The organism is Oscillospiraceae bacterium (assembly GCA_025757985.1).
Taxonomy (GTDB): Bacteria; Bacillota; Clostridia; order Oscillospirales; family Ruminococcaceae; genus Gemmiger.
In genome coordinates this window covers 2,942,159-2,968,504 of record CP107210.1, presented here as the reverse complement: position 1 = coordinate 2,968,504, position 26,346 = coordinate 2,942,159, and the positions used below count along the sequence as shown (strand labels likewise).

The 26,346-nt window shown below is 46.2% G+C and carries 29 protein-coding genes; 1 reads left to right on the top strand and 28 read right to left on the bottom strand.

All coding sequences use genetic code 11. From position 1 onward, the window contains the following. Positions 1-5: 5 nt before the first annotated feature. The 12 genes from OGM67_14040 to OGM67_13985 form a co-directional block, all read right to left on the bottom strand. Positions 6-1,856, bottom strand: coding sequence for a recombinase family protein (locus OGM67_14040; protein ID UYJ34659.1), 1,851 nt, complete (start codon positions 1,854-1,856; stop codon positions 6-8). After that, entirely contained in the window at positions 1,834-2,343 is a 510-nt protein-coding gene (locus tag OGM67_14035) for a hypothetical protein (GenBank protein UYJ34658.1), read from the bottom strand. Before OGM67_14035 ends, OGM67_14040 begins: the two co-directional genes overlap by 23 nt. Next, positions 2,327-3,316 (bottom strand): AAA family ATPase, encoded by a 990-nt coding sequence (locus OGM67_14030; GenBank protein UYJ34657.1) that lies wholly within the window; start codon positions 3,314-3,316, stop codon positions 2,327-2,329. Before OGM67_14030 ends, OGM67_14035 begins: the two co-directional genes overlap by 17 nt. A gap of 232 nt (positions 3,317-3,548) precedes the next feature. Then, positions 3,549-4,103 (bottom strand): glycosyltransferase, encoded by a 555-nt coding sequence (locus OGM67_14025; protein UYJ34656.1) that lies wholly within the window; start codon positions 4,101-4,103, stop codon positions 3,549-3,551. A 424-nt stretch (positions 4,104-4,527) separates the two neighbouring features. Then, positions 4,528-4,758, bottom strand: coding sequence for a hypothetical protein (locus tag OGM67_14020; protein UYJ34655.1), 231 nt, complete (start codon positions 4,756-4,758; stop codon positions 4,528-4,530). Further along, positions 4,730-5,353, bottom strand: a complete 624-nt coding sequence (locus OGM67_14015) for a RelA/SpoT domain-containing protein (GenBank protein UYJ34654.1) — start codon at positions 5,351-5,353, stop codon at positions 4,730-4,732. The genes OGM67_14020 and OGM67_14015 overlap by 29 nt, the downstream gene beginning before the upstream one ends. A 362-nt stretch (positions 5,354-5,715) precedes the next feature. Beyond that, a complete protein-coding gene (locus OGM67_14010; protein UYJ34653.1) occupies positions 5,716-5,997 on the bottom strand; it encodes a helix-turn-helix domain-containing protein in 282 nt (93 codons plus the stop codon). Between the two features lie 60 nt (positions 5,998-6,057). Further along, entirely contained in the window at positions 6,058-6,429 is a 372-nt protein-coding gene (locus tag OGM67_14005) for a hypothetical protein (GenBank protein ID UYJ34652.1), read from the bottom strand. A 14-nt stretch (positions 6,430-6,443) separates the two neighbouring features. Beyond that, complete coding sequence (locus tag OGM67_14000; protein ID UYJ34651.1) at positions 6,444-7,262, bottom strand: hypothetical protein; 819 nt, start codon at positions 7,260-7,262, stop codon at positions 6,444-6,446. Positions 7,263-7,276: 14 nt separating this feature from the next. Further along, complete coding sequence (locus tag OGM67_13995) at positions 7,277-9,103, bottom strand: recombinase family protein (protein ID UYJ34650.1); 1,827 nt, start codon at positions 9,101-9,103, stop codon at positions 7,277-7,279. Continuing rightward, positions 9,100-9,591: a hypothetical protein gene (locus OGM67_13990; GenBank protein UYJ34649.1), complete on the bottom strand. Its 492-nt coding sequence runs from the start codon at positions 9,589-9,591 to the stop codon at positions 9,100-9,102. The genes OGM67_13995 and OGM67_13990 overlap by 4 nt, the downstream gene beginning before the upstream one ends. Next, a complete protein-coding gene (locus OGM67_13985) occupies positions 9,575-10,564 on the bottom strand; it encodes an AAA family ATPase (protein UYJ34648.1) in 990 nt (329 codons plus the stop codon). The genes OGM67_13990 and OGM67_13985 overlap by 17 nt, the downstream gene beginning before the upstream one ends. A gap of 270 nt (positions 10,565-10,834) precedes the next feature. Between OGM67_13985 and OGM67_13980 the strand changes: the two genes are divergently transcribed. Continuing rightward, on the top strand, positions 10,835-11,176 hold the full coding sequence (locus OGM67_13980; GenBank protein UYJ34647.1) for a helix-turn-helix domain-containing protein: 342 nt from the start codon (positions 10,835-10,837) through the stop codon (positions 11,174-11,176). A 154-nt stretch (positions 11,177-11,330) separates the two neighbouring features. Here OGM67_13980 and OGM67_13975 read toward each other — a convergent pair whose 3' ends face one another. From OGM67_13975 to glmM, 16 genes are all read right to left on the bottom strand, one after another. Continuing rightward, entirely contained in the window at positions 11,331-12,944 is a 1,614-nt protein-coding gene (locus tag OGM67_13975; GenBank protein ID UYJ34646.1) for a recombinase family protein, read from the bottom strand. 7 nt (positions 12,945-12,951) lie between these two features. Further along, positions 12,952-13,335: a TnpV protein gene (locus OGM67_13970; GenBank protein ID UYJ34645.1), complete on the bottom strand. Its 384-nt coding sequence runs from the start codon at positions 13,333-13,335 to the stop codon at positions 12,952-12,954. Between the two features lie 20 nt (positions 13,336-13,355). Continuing rightward, positions 13,356-14,954 (bottom strand): recombinase family protein, encoded by a 1,599-nt coding sequence (locus OGM67_13965; protein ID UYJ34644.1) that lies wholly within the window; start codon positions 14,952-14,954, stop codon positions 13,356-13,358. Further along, positions 14,951-16,558 (bottom strand): recombinase family protein, encoded by a 1,608-nt coding sequence (locus OGM67_13960; GenBank protein ID UYJ34643.1) that lies wholly within the window; start codon positions 16,556-16,558, stop codon positions 14,951-14,953. Before OGM67_13960 ends, OGM67_13965 begins: the two co-directional genes overlap by 4 nt. 303 nt (positions 16,559-16,861) lie before the next feature. Then, positions 16,862-17,119, bottom strand: a complete 258-nt coding sequence (locus OGM67_13955) for a hypothetical protein (protein UYJ34642.1) — start codon at positions 17,117-17,119, stop codon at positions 16,862-16,864. 33 nt (positions 17,120-17,152) lie between these two features. Then, the gene (locus OGM67_13950; protein UYJ34641.1) at positions 17,153-17,989 is read right to left on the bottom strand and encodes an ATP-binding protein; all 837 of its coding nucleotides are present in this window, start codon (positions 17,987-17,989) and stop codon (positions 17,153-17,155) included. After that, a complete protein-coding gene (locus OGM67_13945) occupies positions 17,986-18,687 on the bottom strand; it encodes a replication initiator protein A (protein UYJ34640.1) in 702 nt (233 codons plus the stop codon). The genes OGM67_13950 and OGM67_13945 overlap by 4 nt, the downstream gene beginning before the upstream one ends. Before the next feature lie 105 nt (positions 18,688-18,792). Then, a complete protein-coding gene (locus OGM67_13940) occupies positions 18,793-20,454 on the bottom strand; it encodes a relaxase/mobilization nuclease domain-containing protein (GenBank protein ID UYJ34639.1) in 1,662 nt (553 codons plus the stop codon). After that, positions 20,426-20,821, bottom strand: a complete 396-nt coding sequence (locus tag OGM67_13935) for a plasmid mobilization relaxosome protein MobC (protein UYJ34638.1) — start codon at positions 20,819-20,821, stop codon at positions 20,426-20,428. Before OGM67_13935 ends, OGM67_13940 begins: the two co-directional genes overlap by 29 nt. A gap of 870 nt (positions 20,822-21,691) precedes the next feature. Next, the gene (locus tag OGM67_13930; protein ID UYJ34637.1) at positions 21,692-22,486 is read right to left on the bottom strand and encodes a hypothetical protein; all 795 of its coding nucleotides are present in this window, start codon (positions 22,484-22,486) and stop codon (positions 21,692-21,694) included. A gap of 2 nt (positions 22,487-22,488) precedes the next feature. Further along, the gene (locus tag OGM67_13925; protein UYJ34636.1) at positions 22,489-22,872 is read right to left on the bottom strand and encodes a VOC family protein; all 384 of its coding nucleotides are present in this window, start codon (positions 22,870-22,872) and stop codon (positions 22,489-22,491) included. 125 nt (positions 22,873-22,997) lie between these two features. Then, entirely contained in the window at positions 22,998-23,327 is a 330-nt protein-coding gene (locus OGM67_13920) for a hypothetical protein (protein ID UYJ34635.1), read from the bottom strand. A 69-nt stretch (positions 23,328-23,396) separates the two neighbouring features. Beyond that, a complete protein-coding gene (locus OGM67_13915) occupies positions 23,397-23,552 on the bottom strand; it encodes a hypothetical protein (GenBank protein UYJ34634.1) in 156 nt (51 codons plus the stop codon). Positions 23,553-23,642: 90 nt separating this feature from the next. After that, positions 23,643-24,413 carry an alpha/beta hydrolase gene (locus tag OGM67_13910; protein ID UYJ34633.1) on the bottom strand — a complete coding sequence of 257 codons (771 nt, stop codon included), beginning with the start codon at positions 24,411-24,413 and terminating at the stop codon, positions 23,643-23,645. A 7-nt stretch (positions 24,414-24,420) separates the two neighbouring features. Continuing rightward, the gene (locus tag OGM67_13905) at positions 24,421-24,630 is read right to left on the bottom strand and encodes a hypothetical protein (protein ID UYJ34632.1); all 210 of its coding nucleotides are present in this window, start codon (positions 24,628-24,630) and stop codon (positions 24,421-24,423) included. Positions 24,631-24,945: 315 nt separating this feature from the next. After that, complete coding sequence (glmM, locus tag OGM67_13900; GenBank protein UYJ34631.1) at positions 24,946-26,331, bottom strand: phosphoglucosamine mutase; 1,386 nt, start codon at positions 26,329-26,331, stop codon at positions 24,946-24,948. Between the last annotated feature and the right edge of the window lie 15 nt (positions 26,332-26,346).

The window sequence follows — 26,346 nt, the reverse complement described above, 5'->3', positions numbered from 1 at the left end:
TCCTCCTACATCGACATCAAAAGATCATCCAGTTCACGTTGAACTTCATTTCTGCTTGGAATTGCACCAATCATGGGATTTTCTACGACTTGACCAGATTCCATCACATCACTAACTGTAATGCTCTGAACCCATTTACTCCGATATAACCGGCATTTCAGATTCATCGAACAATTTTCTTGTTCATACTGATTTTTCCCAGTCAAAATCCGGGATTCATCTAATTCAAAAATCAGAAATTTTGCATTTCCCTGACCCCGGCAGATACCACGGCACTGGTAACGGCAATTCATTTTCCAGTTCAACGTTTGAAGAATCAGGCCAGAAAACGCTCTGGCTGAAAAGGCACTATGGACGTCATTGTCATCTCTCCAGTGCATCGCTGTTGAAAAGCCGTGATTGCTCTTTCGCAAAATCACGACCTGCAGAATCGGATGATAGAGCAGTTCCACATACTCGCAGTCGTCCAACCGGCTATGGCAGGCCTTGCTGAAACGGATTCCATTTTTAGAAATCGTCATAACCGGGCTACTCTGGTTGATAAAGCAAGTACCTGAAACCGTCATATATTCAGATTGAAGTGCCTTTCCCAGTGTTGCCCCAGCCCTCATCTCTGCTATATCGTTCAGTTTCATCACCTCTTCCGGCAGATAGGTGCTCAGGCAAAGGCTGCGGATACTTTCAGCATTGATGCCGCTCCAGTTCGGATGGATGCCCACAAAGCCTTTCAATGCTCCCTGCCGGATTACCACAATATCCTGCACCCCGCACTTTTTGCTGCTGGATGCCACAAGATGTGCAGCTCGTGCGATTTCTGGGGAAACAATCGCTTCGTGATGTTCCGGGACATAGGCAGAGCAGCGATTGCCGTTATTCTTCGTGACCTTGCCCAGTTTGTAATCTACCACAATGCTCTTCCTAGCTTCCAGATCACCCCAGCGGCGTTCATTTTTCATGATGTTTGCCACCATCATGCCGTTCCACTCCTGCCTACCGCGCAGGGTGCTGCGCTTTTTCTGTGTCAGCACTGCCGCGATCTGATCGTAGTTATAGCCCTGGATAAACGCCAGAAAAATAAACCGCACCGTCTTTGCTTCTTCCGGCTCAATTACCAACCGTCCATCCTTCGTATGCCGATATCCCATCAGGTCGGCCACCGGGTACTGGCCTGTCATAATACGCTGGTCATACGAAAGGATCATCCGGCGACTCTTGTTGCCCGATTCCCAATCTGCCAGAAGTGCTTGAATGTCCAAACTATATTGGCTGCTTGGATTCAGCGTGTAGATGTTTTCAGTTTCAAAGTACACGCCAATGGGATGTGCCGGGTGCATGGTTTTCAATGCTGCAATCTGCGTCATACAATCCGAAAAATTTCGCGCAAACCGCGAAATGCTGGCACAGATAATCAAGTCCATCTTCTGGTCTTTGGCATCTCGCATCATGCGCTTAAACGCATCCCGTTTCCGCAGTGAAGTACCCGATTTTCCTTCATCGCTGTAAATATCCTGCAAATTCCAGTTTTCCGTTTCTGCAATCTTTTTGGTGTAATATAGAGTCTGGTTTTCAATGGAAGAAATCTGTTCTTCGCTGGAAGTGCTGACACGGGCATAAACCGCCACACGCTTCAGGTCGCTGTCGTAAATCGACGGTGTCGGTTTCGCCGGACGAAAGTAATCTTTTGCCGTTTTCTGCCCCTGTTCTGTCTGCTTATGGATTCTGTCACGAATCTCTGCTTTTCGCCTTTCAGATTCCAGATGTCGGCTCTGCCAGTCTGCCCCACTCGGCAGCACTTCAAGGTTTTCTACCGGAATACACTCTACGTCTTTTGGATTATACTGTCCTTCCACGTTCATTTTTTTCAGCCTTTGTCATTTCATGTTCCAGTCGGATTCTCCACTCAAGATAATCTTTCCTTCGGATCGATGTATATTTTTCAGCCAAATCTTTCAGGCTCTGCCGCTGGTTATCAACGTCAAGAATGGTGTCGATTCTCTGGTCATCATCGTCTGTAACAATATCCACTCGCATCGGCAAGTCAAACAGATATTTCAGCAAAAAACAGAAATCACAGGTATTTGCTGCAAGATAGGCCCTTGTCTGCGAGAAAATCAGATTTATGGAACCATTTTTGCAATCTTTGAGTAGATGCACCATTTCCGGGCGTTTATAAATTTCCTTATTCCCTGTGATGTCAATATAAACACCAACCAGCTTTTTATCGCTATCAGTTTTAAACTTTTCAGCATAGTAGGAACTGTGATAGGCTACTGCTGCATCCTTAGAGCGCTCCCACAATTTTGCAAGTTTCACATAGCCGCCAACTTTATACCTGTGGTCCATTCACAGCACCTTCTTCCGGCTGAACACTCCAATACCATCTCCGCTTTTTCTGGTAGCAGTGGATTCCCATTTCTGTTTTTACCATCCGTGCCACTCGTTTGCTGACACCCTCATTGTCCAGACGGCAATAAATTTCATTCGCGCTCATATCGCCTTTTTCAAGAAAATGCTTAATCCAATAGACCGCTTTTTGCTGTTCCGATTCAAATTCGGGTTTTCTATCTGGTTTCTGATTTTCAAAAGATTGCGGCCTGCATTCCAGCCACTGAAAGCCCTTGTCGGCGGAAATGGAAAAACGGATGTCTTCTGCCGTAGGCGCAAGACTGTTTTTGATTTGATGTACGATTCTTATATCAGGGTTCTCTGTATCCCGTTCCACCTGCAGGACACTTCGTGCTGCTGCCACAACATCAATGCTTCCCAAACTGCGGTACAACCCTTTGGAACCTTCTTTTTTATTAAGGTGGCCAATCAGAACGATGGCGCAGTCGTAGCCAGCAGCCCACATTCCAAGACGGCGCATGAGTTTCCGTGCCCTGCCTGCAATCTGCAAATCCGAATCGCTGCCAAGATAAGCCTGAATCGGGTCGATCACAACCAATCGCGGTCGAAATTCAATGATTGCCTGACGGATGCGCTCATCGTCCAATGTAAGGCCGTTATAAACTTCTTCGTTGATGAAAGCAATCTTCTTACAGTCTGCTCCGCAGCGTTCCAAACGGGGCTTAATCGTGTCTGAAACACCATCCTCTGAGCACTGATAAATCACTTTTTGCGGCGTACCAATTTTGCATCCGTCCGGGGTCTTACCTCCTGTTGAAAGTTCCGCAATCAGATTCATCATCATGGTAGATTTTCCATCGCCGGGATCACCCTGCAGAAGTGTGATTTTCCCGATTGCAATAAAGGGATACCACAGCCACCGTACATCCGTTGACTGAACTTCGCTATACAGTGTCAGCAGCCGTTCCATTTCATTTTCCCCACTTTAGTTTCACAGTTTGATTTCATGCTTTTATTATACGCTTGTCAGATGTTTTTTTCTGTAAGCCACCAGTTTACATGTGCATCGAAATGTAAACCAGTAGTTTACATTTCGCTCTCAGAATACACGACTGCTAGAGGTGTACCCACCGAATTCTGAGCTATGCATTTGGCTTTTTTCTATTGTTATAGTGCTAAAAATCAAAAATAATAGTATTAACTTATGTGGGCATTTGAAAGGAATGTTTTGTATCCACCCCGTTGAAGATGACCTGTAACTTATCTTCTCTGCAGATTCTCCGATCTAACGCAGACCGCTTCTCGGCATCCGAAATGCAGATAATCTTATCACAGAATGGTGCAGCCACCCTTTCAATAGCCGTGTACATTGCCTTTTTTCTTGCCGAGCATCGCATATTAAACGCCCACCCATGTGGATTATATACGCAGTGATTCTTCAGACCAATATCTGCGACACGAGCAATTGCTCCGGCTTTGCTGGAATGAGCATATACGATATCAGGGTTATATTTCCTTATCAGTTTTCTAACAGCTTTAATTGCCTTTAAGTCACTCGCCCCAATGGCTCTGGTCATTTCGATCTGTTCAAAAGAATCAACCAATCCTCTATAATCTTCCTCACGGAAATCCTGTGAGCAAACCAGTATATTCTCAAATTTTTCCTTATCCAAATACTTGAGAAGCATTCGGATGTAGCGATCCACGCCACCTGCAGCCTGTGCCACATGTAGTATTCTGATTTTATTCTTCCTCATCCCTCAATGCTCCCCACTGCTTTATTTATTGTCAACCAAATAAGTTCCGAACCCAGTTTGTTTTATTGCACGACAGCAAGCCTGTATACAGATTGCAGCAACAATCTATACGCAGGCTCGCCTTCGTACCTCCTTATTCTGTTTTCTGCTCTATCAGCTTTCGCTGTGGTGGGTTAAGTATAGAGCGCAACCAGAAGCCATTAGCACCTGAAATCACGCTGGCCGTAACGCACCATGACAGGCAGAAACAGGTTGAGGTGAAAAGGTCAAGCCGCGTAAACCCGCATGAAATCAGGCTTTTCTCTGGTTGCCCATATGCGGTTGTCAAGTAAGGAACAAAAATTTTTGTAAATAAATAAGCCCTACAAGGTTTTCAAATCGGTTTTGAACCAATTTGATCCTTGTAGGGCTTATCTCTTAATTTTTATGGACGAAGACCCTTTACAAGAGTCTGAAATTCCTGTTCTGTATCCACAAAGTGGTAAGGCGCATACTCACCATACGCTGTTGGTCTGCTGATTGTTACAAGCTGTACTCCCTTATATCCAACCTCTCTGTTCAATTCTCTTTTTAATTCCACCAGATGCTTCCCATGCGTTGTTTTTAGAGCAAAACAACCATGCGCATTACGATCTTTTGCTACCAAATAGCACATTATTCAGCACCTCCTTAAATTCATGTTCATTCCGAATCAATCCATTTTCATACTTTTCACGCATTATCTTCCCTGTTTCCACGGGATAACTCTTTTTATACAGATAATCGTGAAGCCAGTTATTTAATTGCCTATCAAACAACGTATTAAATTGGATTTCTATGGGGTAATGTCTTCCACTTTTCTGATAGTACACATGGACACCCCTGTAACCATCATCCACTGCCTTTCCTTTTGCCATATCAGCAATCCGGAACGGTGAAAACTCTTCTTCTAATATTTGATCGTAGCTATCACAAAAAGCCCGGAAGCCCAGAATATCATTAAACACTTTTCGTGTCTGATGATCCGGATAGTAACGATCATACTTCAAAAGTATAGAATCCAAGCTCTTAACCCTGTAGTCTAGCGCAATATTAGAAAGGATTTCCTGTTCATCCAACCACTCAGTCATCGAAATCAGTTCAGCAATTAACAAATCCTTATCAAAATAATGCAAGTTCTTCTTCAACGGAATTTCCAAATGCGACTCAAATGATAGTGCATCTAAAATTCCCACCGATAAGCCATTCATTTTCAGCAATTGCTCATTCATAGAGATGCCTCACTGCTTATTAGGATTCTTATTGTTATCGGTTTTCAACTAATTGAGCCTCGTATAGCCTATCTGCTTATTCGATATAGTTTTAGTGACCAGCTGTTCTTAGCAGCCTTATCATCACTCGAATTATACTTCGTCTAAGTTATCGCATAAGCAAGCTGGTTTTCCATCAGCATTCACTTCTCAGCAACAGGTTCAACGGGAGTGTACACTCTCCCTATTGTGCTTCCATCTTACCATAAAACGCTTTGCATATCAAGCTTGCAGATGTAAACTTTTCGGCATAGATTTGTCCATATTGCTCTTTTTTCGGCATCATGCCGTCATTTAAATTGATGTTTTCCCCTGTCACCAAATCATTTGCCTTCAATAGTTTTCAATTCTTCAAGGTAATAGTCACCATGATAGAATTTAGAAACATCCATATCAAGAGCTTCAATTACCCGACAGGCCAAGCCAAAAGAGGAAGTCAAAATATTTCTTTCCCCAGATTCCAGCCTTTGATATTGACGTAAAGTTATATCGGCTCGATCAGCAACTTCTTGTTGCGTCATCCTTAATATTTGTCGTCTTTCCGATAAGACAGCCGCTGCCGTTGGAATTATCGTTTGAAAGCCATCTAAAATTCCGGCACTCATAGTATTAGCTCCCTTCATCACGTCCATTTGGACGTATTATACGCCCAAGTGGACGTGATGTCAAGTTGTACACTTTTGAGGCGAGAGGGCACTTTGTTCATCTTTTTCAAGCGAAATGATAACTGCATTTTTCTCGGCATCATACCGTCCTTTAAACTGATGGTCTTTTCCTGCCGCCAGACCATTTGCTTCCAGCAACACCTGAATGAACTGTATTCCGTTAATCATCATCCGACACTGCCCATCGGTCAGTAGCTTGTCCGGGACCTTAAAGGACATGGGATGCTCCGCAGCACACGGCGTGATTGCAATAGCCTTCCGATCTTTCCTCTGCAAAACGCAGATATAGGCTGGACTTCCAAGAACACGAATAACATCTTTTCCCACGTTCATCCTCCGACTTTCAGCCGGAATTGTCACCAGCAAATTCATAATTCGTCCCGAATTCATGTCTGCATTCCTCTCTCAGCAATCTCATTGCCTGATTGTTGTACGTTTTCAAGCTGTTCCGGTAAATCTGGCGAAGGTATATTTTCAGATTCTTCACGTTGTGGAATCGGTATTGAAGTAGTGCCTGCTTCCCGTTCGGGCTCATCCAATACAGTAGAACTCTGATACCCAATGAAGTCCTCAAACATGTTCATCTGATGATCTGCAATGTAGTCATTATAAGATTTTCCGATACGGTTCTTATAGGCATCCGGGAAGAATTTCATCTGCTTTTTCTTCATTTCACCAGTAAGCGGATCTGTATATTCCTGTGGCTTCGGGGTGAACATGATTGCTTCTTCCAAATCAAACAACATACAAAGACCCTGATCTGAATTAGCCACCCGTCCAAGCACTTTATAACGGCATTCCCGATTCCAGTTCATGAGCCTGAAGATATTTTCCACAAATTCCAATGATGTAATATCCTTATTCACCCAGTTTTCGTCCTTCTGCCGTGCCCATTCAACAGATGCGCTGTCCTCTTCTGGGCACATAATCAGCGCAAGCCGCTTCTTGTTTGGGTGCAGAATCGGAAGAACATACTTGATTCCTTCAAAAAGCCGGATGCAGGCCATATTAAATTTCATAACGCCATACTTTATGCTCACTGCTGGCTTATTCAGCATGGAAAATTGTGTACGCGGCGGAAGTTCATAGCCATCGAACTTTTCGTACTCCAGTTCTCTTTTATGTTCTTTCCGTATCTGTGCAAGTTCACGAATCAAGGAGATTTCCCGAACGCTCAGTTCCTGCGTCCTGCTTTTTTCTTCCATTCTATAAGTTCCTCCTACATCGACATCAAAAGATCATCCAGTTCACGTTGAACTTCATTTCTGCTTGGAATTGCACCAATCATGGGATTTTCTACGACTTGGCCGGATTCCATCACATCACGGGCCGTAATGCTCTGAACCCACTTATGCCGATACAGCCGGCATTCCAGGTTCATCGCGTATCCATCAGCCTGTTCATAATGATTTTTCCCAATCAAAATCCGAGACTCATCCAACTCAAAGAGCAGGAATTTTGCGTTTTCCCGTTCCTGGCAGATACCACGGCACTGATAGCGGCAATTCATTTTCCAGTTCAATGTTTGGAAGACCAGTCCAGAAAATGCTCTGGCTGAAAAGGCACTATGGACGTCATTGTTGTCTCGCCAGTGCATCGCCGTTGAAGAGCCATAATCGCTCTTTCGCAAAATCACGACCTGCAGAATCGGATGATAGAGCAGTTCCACATATTCGCAGTTGTCCAGCCGGGTGTGGCAAGCCTTGCTGAAACGGATTCCATTTTTTGAGATTGTCATAACCGGGCTGCTCTGGTTGATAAAGCAAGTACCTGAAACCGTCAGATAATCAGATGACAATGCCATATCCGACTTCTTTCCAAACCGCATTTCCGTCATATCGTTCAGTTCGGCCACTTCTTCCGGCAGATAGGCATTCAGGCAGAGGCTGCGGATGCTTTCGGCATTGATACCGTTCCAGTTCGGATGAATACCCACAAAGCCTTTCAATGCTCCCTGCCGGATTACCACAATATCCTGCACCCCGCACTTTTTGCTGCTGGATGCCACAAGATGTGCAGCTCGTGCGATTTCTGGGGAAACAATCGCTTCGTGATGTTCCGGGACATAGGCAGAGCAGCGATTGCCGTTATTCTTCGTGACCTTGCCCAGTTTGTAATCTACCACAATGCTCTTCCTAGCTTCCAGATCACCCCAGCGGCGTTCATTTTTCATAATGTTTGCCACCATCATGCCGTTCCACTCCTGCCTACCGCGCAGGGTGCTGCGCTTTTTCTGTGTCAGCACTGCCGCGATCTGATCGTAGTTATAGCCCTGGATAAACGCCAGAAAAATAAACCGCACCGTCTTTGCTTCTTCCGGCTCAATTACCAACCGTCCATCCTTCGTATGCCGATATCCCATCAGGTCGGCCACCGGGTACTGGCCTGTCATAATACGCTGGTCATACGAAAGGATCATCCGGCGACTCTTGTTGCCCGATTCCCAATCTGCCAGAAGTGCTTGAATGTCCAAACTATATTGGCTGCTTGGATTCAGCGTGTAGATGTTTTCAGTTTCAAAGTACACGCCAATGGGATGTGCCGGGTGCATGGTTTTCAATGCTGCAATCTGCGTCATACAATCCGAAAAATTTCGCGCAAACCGCGAAATGCTGGCACAGATAATCAAGTCCATCTTCTGGTCTTTGGCATCTCGCATCATGCGCTTAAACGCATCCCGTTTCCGCAGTGAAGTACCCGATTTTCCTTCATCGCTGTAAATATCCTGCAAATTCCAGTTTTCCGTTTCTGCAATCTTTTTGGTGTAATATAGAGTCTGGTTTTCAATGGAAGAAATCTGTTCTTCGCTGGAAGTGCTGACACGGGCATAAACCGCCACACGCTTCAGGTCGCTGTCGTAAATCGACGGTGTCGGTTTTGCCGGACGAAAGTAATCTTTTGCCGTTTTCTGCCCCTGTTCTGTCTGCTTATGGATTCTGTCACGAATCTCTGCTTTTCGCCTTTCAGATTCCAGATGTCGGCTCTGCCAATCCGCCCCACTCGGCAGCACTTCAACGTTTTCTGCTGGGATGTATTCTGCGTTCATTTCTTTTCAGCCTTTGTCATTTCATGTTCCAGTCGGATTCTCCACTCAAGATAATTTTTCCTTCGGATCGATGTATATTTTTCAGCCAATTCTTTCAGACTCTGCCGCTGGCTATCAACGTCAAGAATAGTGTCAATTCTCTGGTCGTCATCATCTGTAACAATGTCCACCCGCATCAGCAAATCAAACAGATATTTCAGCAAAAAACAGAAATCGCAGGTGTTTGCTGCAAGGTAGGCTCTTGTCTGCGAGAAAATCAGATTGACTTTTCCTTTTTTGCAGTCTTGAAGCAGATGCACCATTTCCGGGCGTTTATAAATTTCCTTATTCCCTGTGATGTCAATATAGACACCAACCAGCCTTTTATCCGCATCATCCCTAAACTTTTCAGCATAGTAGGAACTGTGATAGGCTACTGCTGCATCCTTAGAGCGTTCCCACAGTTTTGCAAGTTTCACATAGCCACCAACCTTATACTTGCGGTCCATTCATAGCACCTTCTTCCAGCTGAACACTCCAATACCATCTCCGCTTCTTCTGGTAGCAGTGGATTCCCATTTCCGTTTTTACCATCCGCGCCACTCGTTTGCTGACACCCTCATTGTCCAGACGGCAATAAATTTCATTTGCGCTCATATCGCCTTTTTCAAGGAAATGCTTGATCCAGTAGGCAGCTTTCTGTTGCTCTGTATCAAATTTAGGTTCGGCGTCCGGCTGTTGTTTTTCAAAAAGCTGTGGCCTGCATTCCAGCCATCGAAAGCCCTTGTCGGCAGAAATGGAAAAGCGGATGTCTTCTGCCGTAGGCGCAAGACTGTTTTTGATTTGATGTACGATTCTTATATCAGGATTCTCGGTATCTCGCTCCACCTGCAGGACGCTTCGTGCTGCTGCCACAACATCAATACTGCCAAGGCTGCGGTACAGCCCTTTGGAGCCTTCTTTTTTGTTAAGGTGTCCAATCAGAACGATGGCACAGTCGTAACCAGCAGCCCACATTCCAAGGCGGCGCATGAGTTTCCGCGCCCTGCCTGCGATTTGCAAATCCGAATCGCTGCCAAGATAAGCCTGAATCGGATCGATCACGACCAATCGAGGCCGAAATTCAATGATTGCCTGACGGATGCGCTCATCGTCCAATGTAAGGCCATTATAGACTTCTTCATTGATGAAAGCGATCTTCCTGCAGTCTGCTCCACAGCGTTCCAGACGGGGCTTTATCGTGTCTGAAACGCCATCCTCCGAGCACTGATAAATCACTTTTTGCGGTGTACCGATTTTACAACCGTCCGGGGTCTTACCTCCTGTTGAAAGTTCGGCAATCAGATTTATCATCATAGTAGATTTTCCATCGCCAGGATCACCCTGTAGCAGTGTGATTTTCCCTATCGCAATAAACGGATACCATAACCACCGTACATCCGTTGATTGAACTTCGCTATACAGTGTCAGCAGCCGTTCCATTTCGTTTTCCCCACTTTATTTTCGCAGCTTAATTTCATGCTTTTATTATACTCTTATCAGATGATTTTTTCTGTGAACCAGCAGTTCACTTGTTGCTCAAAATGTGAACTGTTGGTTCACATTTTGGTCTCAGAAGCCATCTCTGCTAGAGGGAAAAAATAAGAATTCTGACTTCTATGCAAATTGCCTATTTGGTTCCTCTTGATTCATTTCTCTATAAGTCAAATAATTAAAGTATCTTATGCGGGCATTTGAAAGGAAGATCACTATATGTCCGTAAATCGTACTTCTCTAGGAAAACGAATCAGCTTCTACCGTTCAAAATCGAATCTGACGCAAGAAGTTCTTGCCGCAAAAGTCAACTGCAGTCGTGAATACATTGTCCAAATCGAAAATGGCACAAAGGTTCCAAGCCTTTCTGTTCTTGTCAAAATTGCCAACACGTTATCCGTTTCCGCGGATGAGCTTTTGCTCGACTGTCTTGAATATTCATCTTCCTCTGCAAACTCTGAAATTCATCGCTTGCTGTTGGACTGTAATGAAACTGAACAGACTGTCATTATCCGCACGGCAAAGGAGTTAAAGGCCACTCTTGTCAGCCTTGGAGTTTAACATTATTTCGCAGTAAAAAGCACAAAATAAAACGGCCCGCATAAGCTGCAGACGCACCCTCGAATTCTCCTGGGTGCTGTCTGTGGTTTACGCGAGCCTTCGATTTTTTGCTTCTGAAATTCTGTATTTACCTTAAATCAAGAAATCGCTGCACTTACTTTTCCTCATAACTGTTCAATGCATCCTCAAATGTAAAGCGAATTTTCACGCGTTCATCGTTGAAAACCTCAATGCGGTCAATAAAGGTTTCTACCACATTCTGTGATAAGTGCATCACATCGCCTGCTTCTTCTACAGTACTCATGACAGTCTGCAAATGATCGGTGTCCCTCTTCACAGGCTGAAAGACTTGATTTTTCTCGGTACGCAGCCGTTGGATCTGCTCCATCCGTTCATCTTCCTGCACTCGGTAAGCATCTCTCTGTCGGATGAACTCTTCCTTACTCATGTTTCCATCAGCATACTGCTCATACAGTGCAACACGAAGTTTTACGATCTCTGCCTTTTCTGCACTCAGCTTTTCTTCCTGCCGTTCTAGTGTGGAAAAGCAGATTAAGGCTTTGCGTTCCCGTTCGTGCAGGATTTCCAGTATATGTTCCGCCTGCTTTATCTGCGCTGTCAACGCATTTCGGACGATATGTTCCAGCAGTTCCTCGGAGATCGGGATTCGCTTGCAAGGGCTGTCCACCGCAGTGGCCGAAAATCTGCAGTTAAAAGATGGTCCGAGTTTCTTGAGAACACGATATTTCATCAGTTTCTGGCAGTAGCCGCAGTAGACCTTGCCTTTCAGCGGATACTGGTGTTTTGTGTAGTTCCCGGTCTGATGATTCCCGTGCTGCAGCATAATAACCTTTTGTGCCTGCTCAAATTCTTCCGTGGTCACAATGGCGGCATGGCTGTCCTCAATTCGTACCTGCTGTTCCAAGGGAGCGCGCAGAACCCGATGCTTACAGGGAACCGGCATAATGAATTTCGCGCCCACATAGGTGCCCTTATACTTCTCATTTTTCAGAACATGATAAACCGTCCCGCTTGTCCAATGGCTGCGCTGCAAGTCCCATGCTTTCTGCTCGCTGTACACATGATTTTCCGCCACGTGATACGCTGCCGGAGTTGGAATCTGCTTTTCGTTCAGGATTTTTGCGATGGTGCCTGTTCTGTTGCCCTGCAATGCCAGTTCAAAAATCAGGCGCACATACTGGCTGGCTACCGGGTCAAGGATCAGCTTATGGCAGTCGTTCGGGTCCGGCAGGAATCCGAATGGGCGGTATCCTCCGAGATACATTCCTTTCTTCTGCATCACATGGTCGGCTGCTGCGATTTTAGCGGAAAGGTCCCGGCTGTAGGATGCGTTGATGATGTTCTTGATGGCTACTTCCAGTCCGCGCACATCGTTTCCGGCCTGCATCCCACTGTCATACCCATCGTTGACGGAGATGAAGCGAACGCCCAGCAACGGGAAGATGCGCTCCATATAATCGCCTGCTTCAATATAGTCACGGGCGAACCGGGAAAAGTCCTTTACGATAATCGTTTTTATCTTGCCATCCTGTGCATCCTGAATCAGCCGCTGAAATGCAGGACGGCTTGTAGATGTGCCGGAGTAGCCATCGTCAACGTACTCCTGACGCGGCTCTGCAGCCAGTTCCGGGTGAGCTATGATGTACCCCTCTACCAGTCCGCGCTGGCCCTGAATGCTGTTGCTCTCAGCCTTATCAGCACCCACATCCTCGTCCGCAAGAGAAAGCCGGTAATAGGTTCCGATCATCTGCTGCTCACCGCCTTTCAAACGTGTAGATCAATTCTGCCTTTACGATTTCTGCTGCACGATTTTCCAGATTTCTCATACGGCGTACCCACTCCATCTGATTTTCTTCTTTCAGTTTTTCCGAAATGTTCTCCCTCTGGCTCATCTGCTCGATCAAAACCTCATATCGTTCTGCTGCCTGTTTTTCCACGTCTGCCAAAACAGTATCCAGTTTTCCACTCAGCAGCAGGCTCTGATAATAGGCTGGTTTTCGCAGTTTCAGGTACGCCTTGTGCAGCATTCCCCAGCGGCCAACCGGACGAGTCTGTAGCAGCTTCAAGGCTGGCAGGTAATAATCATCAACCAAAACATATTCCAGCCCAGTCCGGGCATCATAGATTTTCTCTTTCATTGCTTTGCTCTCCTTTTTCATCACAGTAAAAATTCCGCGTGAGTAATTTTCCTGCGGTCCACTTCAATTTTCTTTACATACTGCTGCAGATTGTCTGCCGTTAAAAGGACTTCGGTGTTTCCTGCGATCTGCTTTTTCTGCCGCAATTCTTCTTGAATCAACGCAAGTTCTTTCTCTTTTTTGGATTTTTCCTGTTTTTGTTCTACGATTTCATTTTCCAAGTTCTGCTTTAATTCCAAGAATTTCTCTTTTGAAAGTTTTCCGAGGACATACTGCTCATAGCCGCTGCGCTTCTGCGATTCCATCCGAACGATATTGCCCGACACCTGTTCCATTTCACGGCTCAATGCAACTTTCTTTGTTTCAAGGTTGCTATTTCCCGAATTCTTCTGTATCAGCTTTTTCAAATTCTTATGTTCTTCCATCCGCTGGTGCAGTTCCTTATGGATGCCGTTCCAGAGGTCTTTCTCTGAGATGGAAACATGGCAGAATTTACAGTAAAAATACAGTGAACCATCACTTTGCCAATGGCAAACCAGCTTTTCGCTGCACTTTTTGCAAAATATTCTGCCTTTGAAAATATTCGGATTATTCTCTCTGCGCTGTCTGCACCACTTTTTCCGCTCATCCCTGATCGCTTGCTCAGTTTCTCGCACTGCGAAAACTTCATCAAACAGTTCCCAGCTGATAATTGCCGGGTGACTGTCCGGCACCATCCGCCAGTCTTCTCGTGGATTTTCTCCGATTTTTCGATACATTTCATCGTAGGCGATGCGGTTATACACCATGGTTCCCGTGTAGACCGGATTTTCCAGAACCTTTGTCACGAAAGCTGGCTGCCATGCAGGGCCCTTTACCCGTGAGGTATTTCTCATATAACCCAACTGACAACGGCGTATAAAAGGTGTTGGGATTCCCTGAGCAGACAGCTTCTTTGCAATCTCACGCTCTTTCATGCCGGATTTCTTCAAGAGGAAAATCCGCATCACCACATCGCTGACTTCCTCATCCAGAACCAAATGATTCTGCTGATTTCTCTTGTAACCGAACGGAACCGGGGTATAGATTTCTCCCCGCGCTTCCTTGGAGCGAAAGCACGACTGGATCTTCTGGGACAGGTCTTTCGAGTACATCTCATTGATCATGCTCTTGATCGGCACCAGCATCCCATCCCGGTTCTGGCTGTTCAGGCTGTCATAGTTATCGTTGATGGCTATAAATCTTACGCCGAACAGCGGAAACACCTGTTCCAGATACTGGCCTGTTTCCACGAAATTGCGGCCCAAACGCGAGAAGTCCTTTACCACGATGCAGTCGATTTTCCGCTCCTGCAGTGCTTTCAGCAACCGCTCAAATTCCGGGCGGTCAAAGTTCATCCCTGTGCACCGCTTGTCCGCAAACACATCCAGCAGCATCAGATCATCCCGGTGGTTGATATACTCTTTGATGTAAGAAATCTGCACTTCCAGCGATTCCGTATCCCGAAGTACATCATCAAAATCGGACAGTCGTGCGTAAATTGTGGTTTTCCAGATACGGTGCGGTGCGTTCTCCGCTTCCCGCTGCGCCGCACTTACCTTCTTTCTTACTCTTGCCATATGTCCAGCCTCTCCTTTCATGCAGATACTTCACGCTGCCCCATCTTCTTTTGATGCAGTTCTTCCAGCAGGTCCGCAATTTCATCCTGGAATCGGAACGTAATTTCTACCCGATTGCCCTCATAGACTTCGATTTTCTCAATCAGTTCCACGACCATCGGACGGGTGATCTCTTCCAGTTTCCGATACTTACGGTACACGTCCAGAAATGGATACGCATTCGGGGCAGTCTGCAGATTTTTCTGTTCCGTTTCCAGTTCTGTGATTTTACGGTCATACTCTTCGATTCGCTTGCTGTACAGTTCGTTGTAGTTCAGAAAATCCTCCCGTGTGAGGATTTCGTCTGCATAATCCCCGTACAGTTTTTCCTTAATGCCCTGGGTATGGGCCTTTTCTGCTGTCAGCTGCCGAATCTGCCGTTCGATGCGCCGCACACGATATGGTTCCTGCTGGGCCTGCCGGATGCTTTCCACAAACTCGGCTTCTTCCATCACGATTTGAATCTGCATCTGAAGCGCGTTCCGCACGACGTTATAGAGTTTTTCATCCCGCAGATTATGGCTCGTGCAGCTGCCCTTGTTCTGCTTGCTGCCGGAGCACTGATAATAGATATACCGCTTTCCTTTATAGCTGGCCGACCTGCGCACTAGCCGGCTGCCGCAGTCCCCACAGTAGAGAAAGCCTGCAAACAGGGCCACCGTTTCGGCATCGTTCGGCCTGCGAGTTTCGGTTTCCAGAATCCGCCGCACCAGCTCAAACTGCTCTGCCGGAATGATTGCTTCATGGGTGTTGTCCACGATTACCCAGTCCCGCATCGGCACGTTCATTTTCTTTTTGGAGCGATAGTCCAGTCTCCTTGTCTTTCCCTGCACCAGTTTTCCGATATAGACCTCGTTGTGCAGAATGCGGTCCACCGCCTTGGCAGACCACGGCGGCTCATCGCTCTTGCGGAAATGCAGGCTCAGCTTTGCACCGCTCTGTAGCTTTCGCGCAGCCGGGGACGGCACCTTTTTCGCATTCAATCGGTCTGCGATGCTCTGATTATTCATGCCACTGATCTTCCAGCGGAAAATATCTTGCACTGTTTCCGCTGCCAGTTCGTCCACAATCAGTTTGGTATGATTGCTGGGGTCCTTCTGGTATCCATAGGTTGCAAAACTTCCCACAAAATCACCGCGTTTCCGCTTGACCGCAAGCTGACTTTTGATCTTGACGGAAATATCCCGGCAGTAGGCATCATTGAGCAAATTCCGCATCGGGACCATGATGGAATCGCTGGTCTTCCACGCAGATTGACTGTCATAGTTGTCTGTCGCAGCAATCAGCCGGACCCGCATGACCGGGAAAATCCGTTCCAGATAGCGTCCCACTTCAATATAGTTTCGCCCGAATCGGGATAAATCTTTGACCAGAATGCAGTTGATGGTTCCTTGCTCCAGCTCCTGAAACAGCCTTTGAAACGCAGGCCGCTCAAAGTTCGAGCCGGAGTAGCCATCGTCCACAAACTCATCCACGATGCACAGTTCCGGGTGGTCTGCAGTATAGGCTTCCAGCAGGGTACGCTGGTTTGCAATACTGTCGCTCTCTGTCTTATCGCCATCTTCACGGGATAAACGCAAATACAAAGCTGTACGATAACGAGTTGAATTTTGCTGCGGTTTCTTCTGCGAATAGATATCAGGGTATAACAAAAGCCTTCCACCTCCTTAACGAATCGGCAATACTGTTCGTCAGAGAAGCGAAAGGCTCCACATTTTCTATGTAGAACAAGCCCACCGAGCAAGTTCTGCTCAGTTGGCACATTCCTATTTTCTTACCCACAAACAGCTTACCAGAATCATCATCTTTTGTCCAGTGCTTTATCGCATTAAAGTGTGAAATTTTTCTGCGTGCTTTTTCAGCAGCTCGCCGAAAGTTTCTCTGCCTTTTCAACTGGCAGACTGAAAGCACCTGCCAATGCGCTCAGATAGTGTGCTGCTCCCTCTTGGTGCAAAATTCAGCTTTACAATAATTCCATTGTCCAGATAGCAGTAAGGATTTCGGACCTTATCCAGCAGATTTTTCAGCCTTTCCTCCTGTGGCAGTCCGTGTCCCACTGCATCCTGCGGCAGTTTCTCCAGTTCAGACTGTTCAATCGTGCGGATGTCCCGGTTCTTCATCTGGTGGATCTGCTCCAACCAATTCATTGTGCCGTTTTCTTGCAATCGCGTTCCTCCCATTCAAGCCAGAAGTGTTTTCAGTAAATCCAATTTTGCCTGTCCTATATCCTTTCTCATGCTGGGGCCTGTGCAGGCAATCGGGGTACACAGTTCCAGCAGACGGTCATAGATACGGGCGTGGGCGGTATCCTGCGGTTTTTTCAACTCCGTCAAGGTCAGATTCGTGGTAACGATCAGCGGTTTCCGGCTGCGGTAGCGACTGTCGATAATGTTGTAAATCTGCTCCAGCGCATATTCCGTGCCGCGCTCCATGCCGAAATCATCAATGACAAGCAACGGATAGCCGCAGAGCCTGTCCACGACTTCATTCCGCCCGGAAAAGGCGTTATTCAGTTCATTCATGATTCGGGCAAAATTCGTCATGCAGACGGCCACTTCCTGTTCCATCAGGGCATTGGCAATGCAGCCCGCCATAAAACTCTTGCCTGTACCAACACCGCCCCAGAGCAGCAGCCCCACATTCTTTTCCCGCATTTCCGGCCAGTGAGCCACATACCGCTGTGCCAGCTGCATCTGTGGATTTTGCCCGTGATCGTTTGCAAATGTCCAGTGCTGCATCGCCCAGTCGGTAAAGCCCTGCAGCTTCAGCCGCTGTACTTTCTCGTAATGCAGCCTTGCACGTTCTTCTTTCTCTTGCTTTTCCCTTGTAGCCTGCCTGCACCGGCATTCAGCCGGATGGCGGTCACGCCCAAACAGTTTTTTGCCATTCGGAAAGAACGCTTCCTTGGGAGTTTTGCAGTTGCCGCAGTACAGCAGCCCATCTTCTGCAACATAGTCCTGCGGTTCCACAGAGATCGTCATAAGCCTGTCCATCGCTGTCTGGATCGTTTCCGTCATAAACTTTCCTCCTTGTTGTAGGTATAGTCCGGGATGCCTGCTCCCGGTTTCTGTTGTCTTTTCTTCCGTGCTGACCAGCTACGCAGGGTCGCCGCATGGTCTGCGTACTTCCTGCCTGTAGACTGCATATAGGCTGAAAGGTCTTCGATCAGAGTATCCAACTCTGCAATTTCCATTTCCAGTTCCGAATAATCTTCCAGAAAAACATTCCGATATCGCCCATACGCTTCTTTAGTTCTATTCAGTTGGTTCAATCTTAGGTTGTTCTTATTTATTTGGTTAGGTGTGCAGTTTTGCGCAACCGTATTGCTCACTTTTGAGCAATCAGGCTGCTCATTTTTGACCATCTCGACTGTGCATTTCTGCGCAGTAGATGGGAAGCTTAGGAACACCTGGTTTGGCTTGGAAAAGCCATTGGACCGCCGTTCGATCAGCCGTGCAGCTTCCAGTTCCCGCAGAGCGCGGGTGACACTGGAAATGCTGCTCTGAAGATCTTCCGCCAGCCCTGCCAGCGGATAGAGCACATATGCCCGGCCCTGTGCATCCACCCAGCTGTTCTTCTGCGAAAGGGTCATGCGGTCCAGCAGCAGAACATATGTTAGCCGCGCTGTATGGGACAGGCTCATCTGCAGCAGAAATTTCGGATAAGGGAAATACGCGGGCAGTGGGGTTTGTGCTTTGATGTACTCTTTACTCAAACTTCCTCCTAGTCGTTTTCAAAAGTCCCTGCCGAATGGGAAAGCCACCTGTGGGCTTACGCATCCGACAGGGTTCCGGGGTGCGGGGTGGAAGACCCTGCTGATTTACAGGCTCATATCGTAGCTACGCTTCTTGCGTTTCGGTTGACGCTCGCGCTGTTCCTGTCGAGCCTGCTCCTGCCTTGCCTTTTCGCGGACTTTGGCCTCCCACTCGCGTTTCCATGCAAGATCGGATTTCATCTCATTGGTTTTTCGGAAGATGCTGTACACATTATCCGATGCAATTTCCAGACACCTGGATTCTTCCCTCAGGGGAGCATATGCCTTTTTCCTCTCTGCGATTTCTTGCGTCAGTTTTTCTTTCCGCTTTTTCAGAGATTTCAGCGATGGCAGCTTTCCATCATTTTCTTCCCGGAAGTATTTCACGGATTCTGCATAGGCATCCAATTCCTTGGAATGCTCTGCACGGAATTTTTTCTTGAGAATTGCTTTCGTAAATTGCTGCTGAACCTCTTTTGTAGAAAGGTACTGCCCCGCATAATGAATCTGTTCATTGATTTTGTACAGTTCATCCTCTGCCTGTGACAGTCGTTCATACGCTGCCTGCGCATTGGCCTGCGCAGTTTTACACAGATCGTTCAGTTCTGTCAGATCGTTAATGTTATTCTCCTGTACCCATACCAGCGTTTCAGCCATTTTCTGCAAATTGCTGATTTTGACCTTTAGCGCATAGGCCAGATTTTCCTGTGCCTTAACGTTCTCCTGCAGGTCCACAACGAGCCGTAGCCTGGTTCTGGTTGTAAAGATCAGTATGGGTTCTTCCTTGTACCGCAGATTCTTCTCGGCGTTCTGAACAAAGAATCCTTCCAGACATTCTCTTTTGCAGCTTTCTCCCAGAGAACGCTCCGATATGAACTTGTTCCGTTCCGGCGGCAGATAGCTATAATGCCCACGTTGTGTTTTGACAAAAATGTTATATTCTTCCTGCAGGATGTCTTGAAAATCTTCATACGAGATTGCTTTCTCACGAGCAGCGGCAACAGCATCCCGGATAAGCTGCTTCTGTGTTTGAAACTTTGTCGGGTTGGGCGTAAATCCTTCCGTTTCGATTTCCTGCTTTTTCTCATCCAGCCGCCGCTGTGCCCAGTACTCCGCTTCGGTCACACCCGTTCTGGATGGTGACAGTAAATCGACCTGATGCAGAAATTCGCGTTGGCATAAATCCATGAGGGATTTCTGCAGGTGTTTCAGGTACTCGTTCGTCACATGGTGCTTGTACCCTGCCTTGCAGTCAATGGGCCGCTCCATAAAGGGCTGCTTAGGCACATCCCGTTTTCGCAGACTGTTGATTACGATATGTACATGAATATTGCCACTGCCATTATGACCGTCCATGTGCGTACAGACCAAAGCCTGATGCCCCGGAAAATTTACTTTTGCGTATTCCAGTCCAAGCTCCTGCGCCCGTTTACCCGTCAAACAATTTTCTGTGTTGTCCCGTGGGTCAAAGCTGATGATGTAATGATGGCTTTTGATTTCATCCTTGTTTTGGTTCTTCTGGTATTCGCGGTTCAGCTGCTGACAGGCAGCATCGAAAGAGTAGGGTTCGCAGTTCAGACCGTTCAGATAAAACTCATCCCGCATGATGCGATTTCCGTTCTGGTCAAGGATCGGAGTTTTCCGAAGCTCATCATGCTTGAAAATCAGATACTCCAGTGCAGCACCATAGTTGGAACTCTTACTTGCGATATGCTTTAAGATTGCCATAGTTCTTTCCTGCCATTTCTGCGACCTGCTCCCGCATTTCAAAAATACAGGAAATCGCATGGTTGATGTTTTCTTGCATCGCACGGGACTGGATACCGCCGCTGTTGAAGAACGCCGCGATCTGGTTCAAGTTGTTCCCGATGGCGGCAAACTCCCGTGTAATTGCTTCGATCTCGTCCGGGTGAACATAGAACACATACGAGGTATTCACGCGGCCTTTCATCAGCATCTGTGCTGCAAATTCAGAGAGGGTCATTCCGGCATCTTCTGCCTGCTGGTGTAAAAGTTCATGTACTGTTTCTGTTACTCGTGCGGAGATTACTTTTGTCTTTACGATCGATTTCACTTTCTTCTTCGTTCTTGGCATTGAGTCTCCTTTCTAAAATCAAAAACTTGATTTTCCCGGCAGTGCATCTGCACTCCGGCTGTGACCTGCTGTAGCAGGCCACCAATGGGCAAAATCATGTGATTTTGCTCGATGTGAGGGTATGGGGAGCACAATCCCCATCAAGATGCCGCCGTGGAGAAATCGCCCGTAGGAGCGGTTTCGTATACAAAGGCGAATCTTGCTCTTAACTACCGTCCACTCTGTCCCAGCCCGTTCCTGCCCGATTCTCTCCGACGTTTTTCTGGTAAGACGCGCAGAATGCACATTCAGTACCAGAGGTATCTTACTGGGGTGGCTCATTCAATTTTCAAAGTACGATGTAGCTTTGTAAAGAATTAGGGATTTTCGGAAGTGAAGCCACAGCGAATGACACAATATTTGAAAGTATTCCCTACACTCTATACAAACTTTAAGGGGTGTTTTTAAACCGGGCTTTTGCAGAATTCAAAGAAAATTCATTTTTCCAACATTCCCCTCTACCTATAACAATCTAAAATGGATGTTTGGCAACCAGTTTTTCAAATTTTGTTGAACTGCCTAATTTTAGAATATAGATTTTGTTCATTTCCCACTTATAGAACTAGAGGAAATCAGTTTTGCAAAAGATTTTGAAAGCCCCTACACTAATAGGAATCCGCAGAGCCGTTTTGGAATACAGTTCTGAAAAAATTTATAATTTTAAATAAAAAGAAAAACGGCAAAGTTCAAAATCGAACCTTACCGTCATCCATAGAGATGTCTTATAAAGTAAAAATACTGCGGCAGACAGGTGTTGCGCCTGCTCATCGTGAACATATTGCTATTTTAACATTGTGTTGTTCATGCACGGGTAACCTTGACACATCCGTATCAGGACGATTTATTAAAAGCTTTCTTCATCTTTTCTTTCGCTTCATCCGACGCATCGATCAGTCCAAACCGATAGAACATTCCATAAATATAAGTCACACCTCGGATGTCACCCAGAGCTTTCGGGCGGTCCACCACTGCTCCCACCTCTTTTGTATTGTTCAGTGCCAGCAATACCGAACTCCAGACCAGGCTTTTACTGTTCTCCCTGCGGTCGATCCAAAGCTCTTTTGTGTATTGCCCATTCCGGCCTTTTCGTATTTCATAGGTAAAAGGTAAACCTGAGTACGTTTTGAAACGCACACCTGCATAAAGAAGAACCACCTCCCACAGATGCTCTTCTGTCGGCTCGGTTCTCAGTTTTCTTACCGCTCTGTATCTCCTCTGCCGCTCTGCTCCTACGCTGATTTTCTCTTTATCTGCTGTGTTTGGAAAGTACACGCCTTTTTCATAAGGCAGGTACGATGTGACGGAGGCTTTGGATAGGTCAAGGACTGTTGCCGTTGAGAGAATGGAAGTTTTATAGTCCTGCGTTTTTCGATACCTCTCAAACGTGTCCTGTACCTTCTCCGCCACTTCTGATTCATACACACCGGCTGTGATGAGCAGCTTTCTCACTTTGATTGGGTTTAGGTTTAGCACATCGGCGATGGATTGGAGGGAGCAGTCCTCCTCATAGAGCGCCACAGCCGCATCCATCTGATCTTTCAGATTCTTCCCGGCATCGTATTCCGACTTTAACTTTTTCCGGCCGCCGCCAGGCTTTCTGGCTTTATATGCTCTTTTCTCTCCCATAATTATTCGTGCAGTTCCAGCGGCAGTCCATCCGGGTCGTGGAAGAATGTCATCTTCTTGCCAGTGTAATCATCCACACGAATTGGCTCACATTCAATTCCTACCTCCGCCAGCTCCCTCACCGTCTGCTCCACACTGTCTACGCAGAATGCAAGGTGACGCAGACCGCAGGCCTCTGGGCGGTTCACACGCTTCGGAGGATTTTCCTCAGCAAAAATCTCCAGCTCTGTGTTTTCGTTAACACGCAGATCCAGCTTCCAGTCTTTACGCTCTGGGCGATAGTTTTCTCTGATGACAGAGAATCCCAGCTTGTTCACATAGAAATCCTTTGCAGTTTCGTAGTCAGATACGATGATTGCAATATGATGTATTTTTGATAAATTCATTTTTTTCACGCTCCATTTCTTTTATTTTCGTTACAAACTATATTGTAGCCTTCAAAAAATACCGTGTGCGCTTCAGCTCCCGGAGGAGTCTGTGTTCCACACACGGCATTTTGTGGGTTCTTGTTTTATTTCAGTTTTGCGAGGATTTCATCGGCACTCATGCCTTCGGCCAGCAGCTTTTTCAGAACGGACTCCGCTTCTGTCTTTTTTGCTTCTTCTGCAGCTTTGGCGTCTGCCTTTGCCTTCTTCGTTTCCAGCATTGCCACTTCTTTTTCGGCCTTCTTCAGAGCAGTCTTCTTCACTTTCAGGTCAGCCTTCAAAGTGTCAATGTTTGCGGTGATAGATGCGATTTCCGCTGTGAGCGCTTCCTTTGCGGACTGCTTTTCTGCAATCTGCGTTGCGAAATCAGCAGTCACAGTTTTGGGCTTATTCTTGCTACCTTTTGTTCTGGGCATAGGATACAAACCTCTTTCCAATTATAATAACTAAAGTATATCACTCTGCGGGTCTACGAGCAATATCTATCATACCATCAAATTGGCATTTTCCTTAACCTTATTCAGTACCATATCCGATAAAGCACCTTGGCTATTCAGATGGATTGCTAAAATAATATATTCTGTCAAAAACATATCTGTATACATTTTAAATGTATCTTTGTTTGCATTGATGCTGTTCATTCGAGCCGCAACATTACCATGGAAATTGTTGCAACGAGAAGCATAGAGAACACCAAAAAGAACGAACGACATATTTTGTTCATTTTACGTTTACGGTTTAGTCCCAGGGGTCTGGCACTTTTTTTGTCGGAGCCTTTCTTCAATAAACTTTGTTACAATTTTCTCATATCCTCCCGGGTCTTTTCTATAATTTTCTGTATGATCTGCCCCATGAACTATATATAACTGCTTTTCACCATTACAACTATCGTATAGTTTATAAGCCATAGATAAAGGTGCCTTCATATCTTCGTCACCGTGAATGATTAAAAGAGGAATATCGGTATGTGCTAAAGCCTTACACGCATCTGCGTCTGATAAATCAAAACTCCCCCAAATCTTTGTTCCTACATTAAGCATAGTAGGAACTAGATTTTTGGGTATGTATTTTGATATTTGCTTGTTATTATTCTGCTTTATCACGTCCAATGTAGATGTAAAACCACAGTCATCAATAATTCCATATACTGAATCAGGCAACTCCAAATCACTGCTCATCATCACAATTGATGCTCCCATTGAAACTCCCATAAGAAAAATAGGATTTTTATCTCCAAAGCGATTTTGTGCCCATTCTACCCAATCAAGACAATCATATTTTTCTAGCACTCCTAATGTTGAGAATTCCCCTTCACTATCTCCCTGTGCGCGTAAGTCACATAGTAGAAGATTCCAATTGTGTTTTTGTGTAATTCTATATATTGGCACGCCATCCAAATAACTGTGCCCCCACAATCCATGAAAAAACACAATTAAAGGCGCACCTTTTTCTCTTTCATAATAATGACCTATCAGTTTTGTATTATCAAATGCTTGTATCATAACAGTTTCATTTGATTGATTTTTTTTTATATGCATCTATGAGAATTCTATATTCATCATCGTCTGCAGTACCTAAATCTGACCATGGAGTAGTTCTTCTTTCGCAGGTTCGCTGAAATACCAATCGGCTTCCAAATATAACTCCGACCATGCATATAGCAAATCCAACAACAACTGTTATGAAGTATACTTTTTTTCTCTTCACTTTTGATTTCATTCCTTTTACATAACATTATTGCTTCATTTTTCGTGTTCAAATAGTTATTTTCGTAACTCAAGTTGGTATTTCTGGCAAATTTACAATTTATAAATACCTCCATCTATCACACAGCAATTTGAACTGTCCAAAATCTTTTTTACGTATATCCTCTATATTCCAGTTTAGACAGTCCATCCAGTAGGATCGGTGCTGCCTGTCGGTTTCCTGTAAAACCAACAATTCCACACATAGGTTTATCCCTCTCTTCTTTGTTTTACTTTCCCTCTATTATGCAAAACGGCTCTGGATTACTGCCCAGAGTCGTCCTTGACTTTACGCCTTATATCCCTTTTCGCAAATCACGTTGACCACTTCGTCAACATACTTCTGGCAGGTGTCGTGGTCAGGTGCTTCCACCATAACACGCACGACTGGCTCAGTGCCGGATTCACGAACCAGAATACGGCCAGTATCGCCCAGTGCCTCAGCAACTTTAGACACGGCTTCCTGCACGGCATGGTCATTCTGTGCAGCCTTCTTATCGGTCACACGGACATTCTCAAGCACCTGCGGATAAATCTTCAACGGTGCTGCCAGTTCGCTCATCGGCTTCTTCTTCGCCAGCATGACTTCCATCATCTTCAGACTGGTCAGAATGCCATCGCCAGTGCTTGCATACTTGGAGAAGATGATATGGCCGCTCTGCTCACCACCGATACGGCAGCCGTTCTTTGCCATGTACTCGTAGACATACTTATCGCCCACAGCGGTCTTGGCATAGCCGATGCCCTGTTCATCGAACGCTTTGTACAGACCAAAATTGGACATAACGGTCGTGACCACAGTGTTAGTCAGCAGCTTGCCGCGCTCCTTCATGTAGCAACCGTAAATGTAAAGGATATGGTCGCCAGTGATGACATTGCCTTTCTCATCCACGCACAAGCAGCGGTCGGCATCGCCATCGTATGCAAAACCGACATCCAAGCCCTTCTCCACAACAAACTTTTGGAGGCCCTCGATATGAGTGGAGCCAGCATTATTGTTGATGTTCAGACCATTCGGATGGTTATTGATGACGTAGGTATCTGCTCCGAGGGCATCGAACACAGACTTGGCGATATTCCAGGAACTACCGTTGGCGCAGTCCAGACCAACCTTGACGCCCTTGAAAGAGTAGATACCCAGAGAGATCAGGTAGCCCATGTAACGGTTACGGCCAGAGATGTAATCCACAGTACAGCCGATATGCTCACGATGAGCAAAAGGCAGTTCTGGCCAGTCCTTATCGAACACATTGAGCTTGCCATCGATGTAATCCTCCACCAGCAGCAGGGTCTCTTCGGGCATCTTCTCGCCGTAGCAGTCGATGAGCTTGATGCCGTTGTCGTAGAACGGGTTGTGGCTGGCCGAGATCATGATGCCGCAGTCAAAGTCATCCACGCGGGCGATGTAGGCCACAGAGGGCGTCGTGGTGACATGCAGCAGATAGGCATCTGCACCAGAAGCAGTCAAGCCAGCAACCAGGCTGTATTCAAACATGTACGAGCTACGACGAGTATCCTTGCCGATGACAATACGGGCAGGATTGCTGTCACCATTGCGCTCACGCAATGCGTTATAGTACCAACCTAAGAAACGCCCCACTTTATAAGCATGATCAGAAGTTAATGTAATTCCGGCTTCTCCACGGAAGCCGTCTGTTCCAAAATACTTACCCACTTTTAATTACCTCAA

Excerpts from the sequence above, each read along its gene's own strand:
- OGM67_14040 (UYJ34659.1), bottom strand. The coding sequence starts at position 1,856 with ATGAACGTGGAAGGACAGTATAATCCAAAAGACGTAGAGTGTATTCCG.
- OGM67_14035 (UYJ34658.1), bottom strand. The coding sequence starts at position 2,343 with ATGGACCACAGGTATAAAGTTGGCGGCTATGTGAAACTTGCAAAATTG.
- OGM67_14030 (UYJ34657.1), bottom strand. The coding sequence starts at position 3,316 with ATGGAACGGCTGCTGACACTGTATAGCGAAGTTCAGTCAACGGATGTA.
- OGM67_14025 (UYJ34656.1), bottom strand. The coding sequence starts at position 4,103 with ATGAGGAAGAATAAAATCAGAATACTACATGTGGCACAGGCTGCAGGT.
- OGM67_14020 (UYJ34655.1), bottom strand. The coding sequence starts at position 4,758 with ATGTGCTATTTGGTAGCAAAAGATCGTAATGCGCATGGTTGTTTTGCT.
- OGM67_14015 (UYJ34654.1), bottom strand. The coding sequence starts at position 5,353 with ATGAATGAGCAATTGCTGAAAATGAATGGCTTATCGGTGGGAATTTTA.
- OGM67_14010 (UYJ34653.1), bottom strand. The coding sequence starts at position 5,997 with ATGAGTGCCGGAATTTTAGATGGCTTTCAAACGATAATTCCAACGGCA.
- OGM67_14005 (UYJ34652.1), bottom strand. The coding sequence starts at position 6,429 with ATGAATTTGCTGGTGACAATTCCGGCTGAAAGTCGGAGGATGAACGTG.
- OGM67_14000 (UYJ34651.1), bottom strand. The coding sequence starts at position 7,262 with ATGGAAGAAAAAAGCAGGACGCAGGAACTGAGCGTTCGGGAAATCTCC.
- OGM67_13995 (UYJ34650.1), bottom strand. The coding sequence starts at position 9,103 with ATGAACGCAGAATACATCCCAGCAGAAAACGTTGAAGTGCTGCCGAGT.
- OGM67_13990 (UYJ34649.1), bottom strand. The coding sequence starts at position 9,591 with ATGGACCGCAAGTATAAGGTTGGTGGCTATGTGAAACTTGCAAAACTG.
- OGM67_13985 (UYJ34648.1), bottom strand. The coding sequence starts at position 10,564 with ATGGAACGGCTGCTGACACTGTATAGCGAAGTTCAATCAACGGATGTA.
- OGM67_13980 (UYJ34647.1), top strand. The coding sequence starts at position 10,835 with ATGTCCGTAAATCGTACTTCTCTAGGAAAACGAATCAGCTTCTACCGT.
- OGM67_13975 (UYJ34646.1), bottom strand. The coding sequence starts at position 12,944 with ATGATCGGAACCTATTACCGGCTTTCTCTTGCGGACGAGGATGTGGGT.
- OGM67_13970 (UYJ34645.1), bottom strand. The coding sequence starts at position 13,335 with ATGAAAGAGAAAATCTATGATGCCCGGACTGGGCTGGAATATGTTTTG.
- OGM67_13965 (UYJ34644.1), bottom strand. The coding sequence starts at position 14,954 with ATGAAAGGAGAGGCTGGACATATGGCAAGAGTAAGAAAGAAGGTAAGT.
- OGM67_13955 (UYJ34642.1), bottom strand. The coding sequence starts at position 17,119 with ATGAATTGGTTGGAGCAGATCCACCAGATGAAGAACCGGGACATCCGC.
- OGM67_13950 (UYJ34641.1), bottom strand. The coding sequence starts at position 17,989 with ATGACGGAAACGATCCAGACAGCGATGGACAGGCTTATGACGATCTCT.
- OGM67_13940 (UYJ34639.1), bottom strand. The coding sequence starts at position 20,454 with ATGGCAATCTTAAAGCATATCGCAAGTAAGAGTTCCAACTATGGTGCT.
- OGM67_13935 (UYJ34638.1), bottom strand. The coding sequence starts at position 20,821 with ATGCCAAGAACGAAGAAGAAAGTGAAATCGATCGTAAAGACAAAAGTA.
- OGM67_13930 (UYJ34637.1), bottom strand. The coding sequence starts at position 22,486 with ATGGGAGAGAAAAGAGCATATAAAGCCAGAAAGCCTGGCGGCGGCCGG.
- OGM67_13925 (UYJ34636.1), bottom strand. The coding sequence starts at position 22,872 with ATGAATTTATCAAAAATACATCATATTGCAATCATCGTATCTGACTAC.
- OGM67_13920 (UYJ34635.1), bottom strand. The coding sequence starts at position 23,327 with ATGCCCAGAACAAAAGGTAGCAAGAATAAGCCCAAAACTGTGACTGCT.
- OGM67_13915 (UYJ34634.1), bottom strand. The coding sequence starts at position 23,552 with ATGAACAGCATCAATGCAAACAAAGATACATTTAAAATGTATACAGAT.
- OGM67_13910 (UYJ34633.1), bottom strand. The coding sequence starts at position 24,413 with ATGATACAAGCATTTGATAATACAAAACTGATAGGTCATTATTATGAA.
- OGM67_13905 (UYJ34632.1), bottom strand. The coding sequence starts at position 24,630 with ATGAAATCAAAAGTGAAGAGAAAAAAAGTATACTTCATAACAGTTGTT.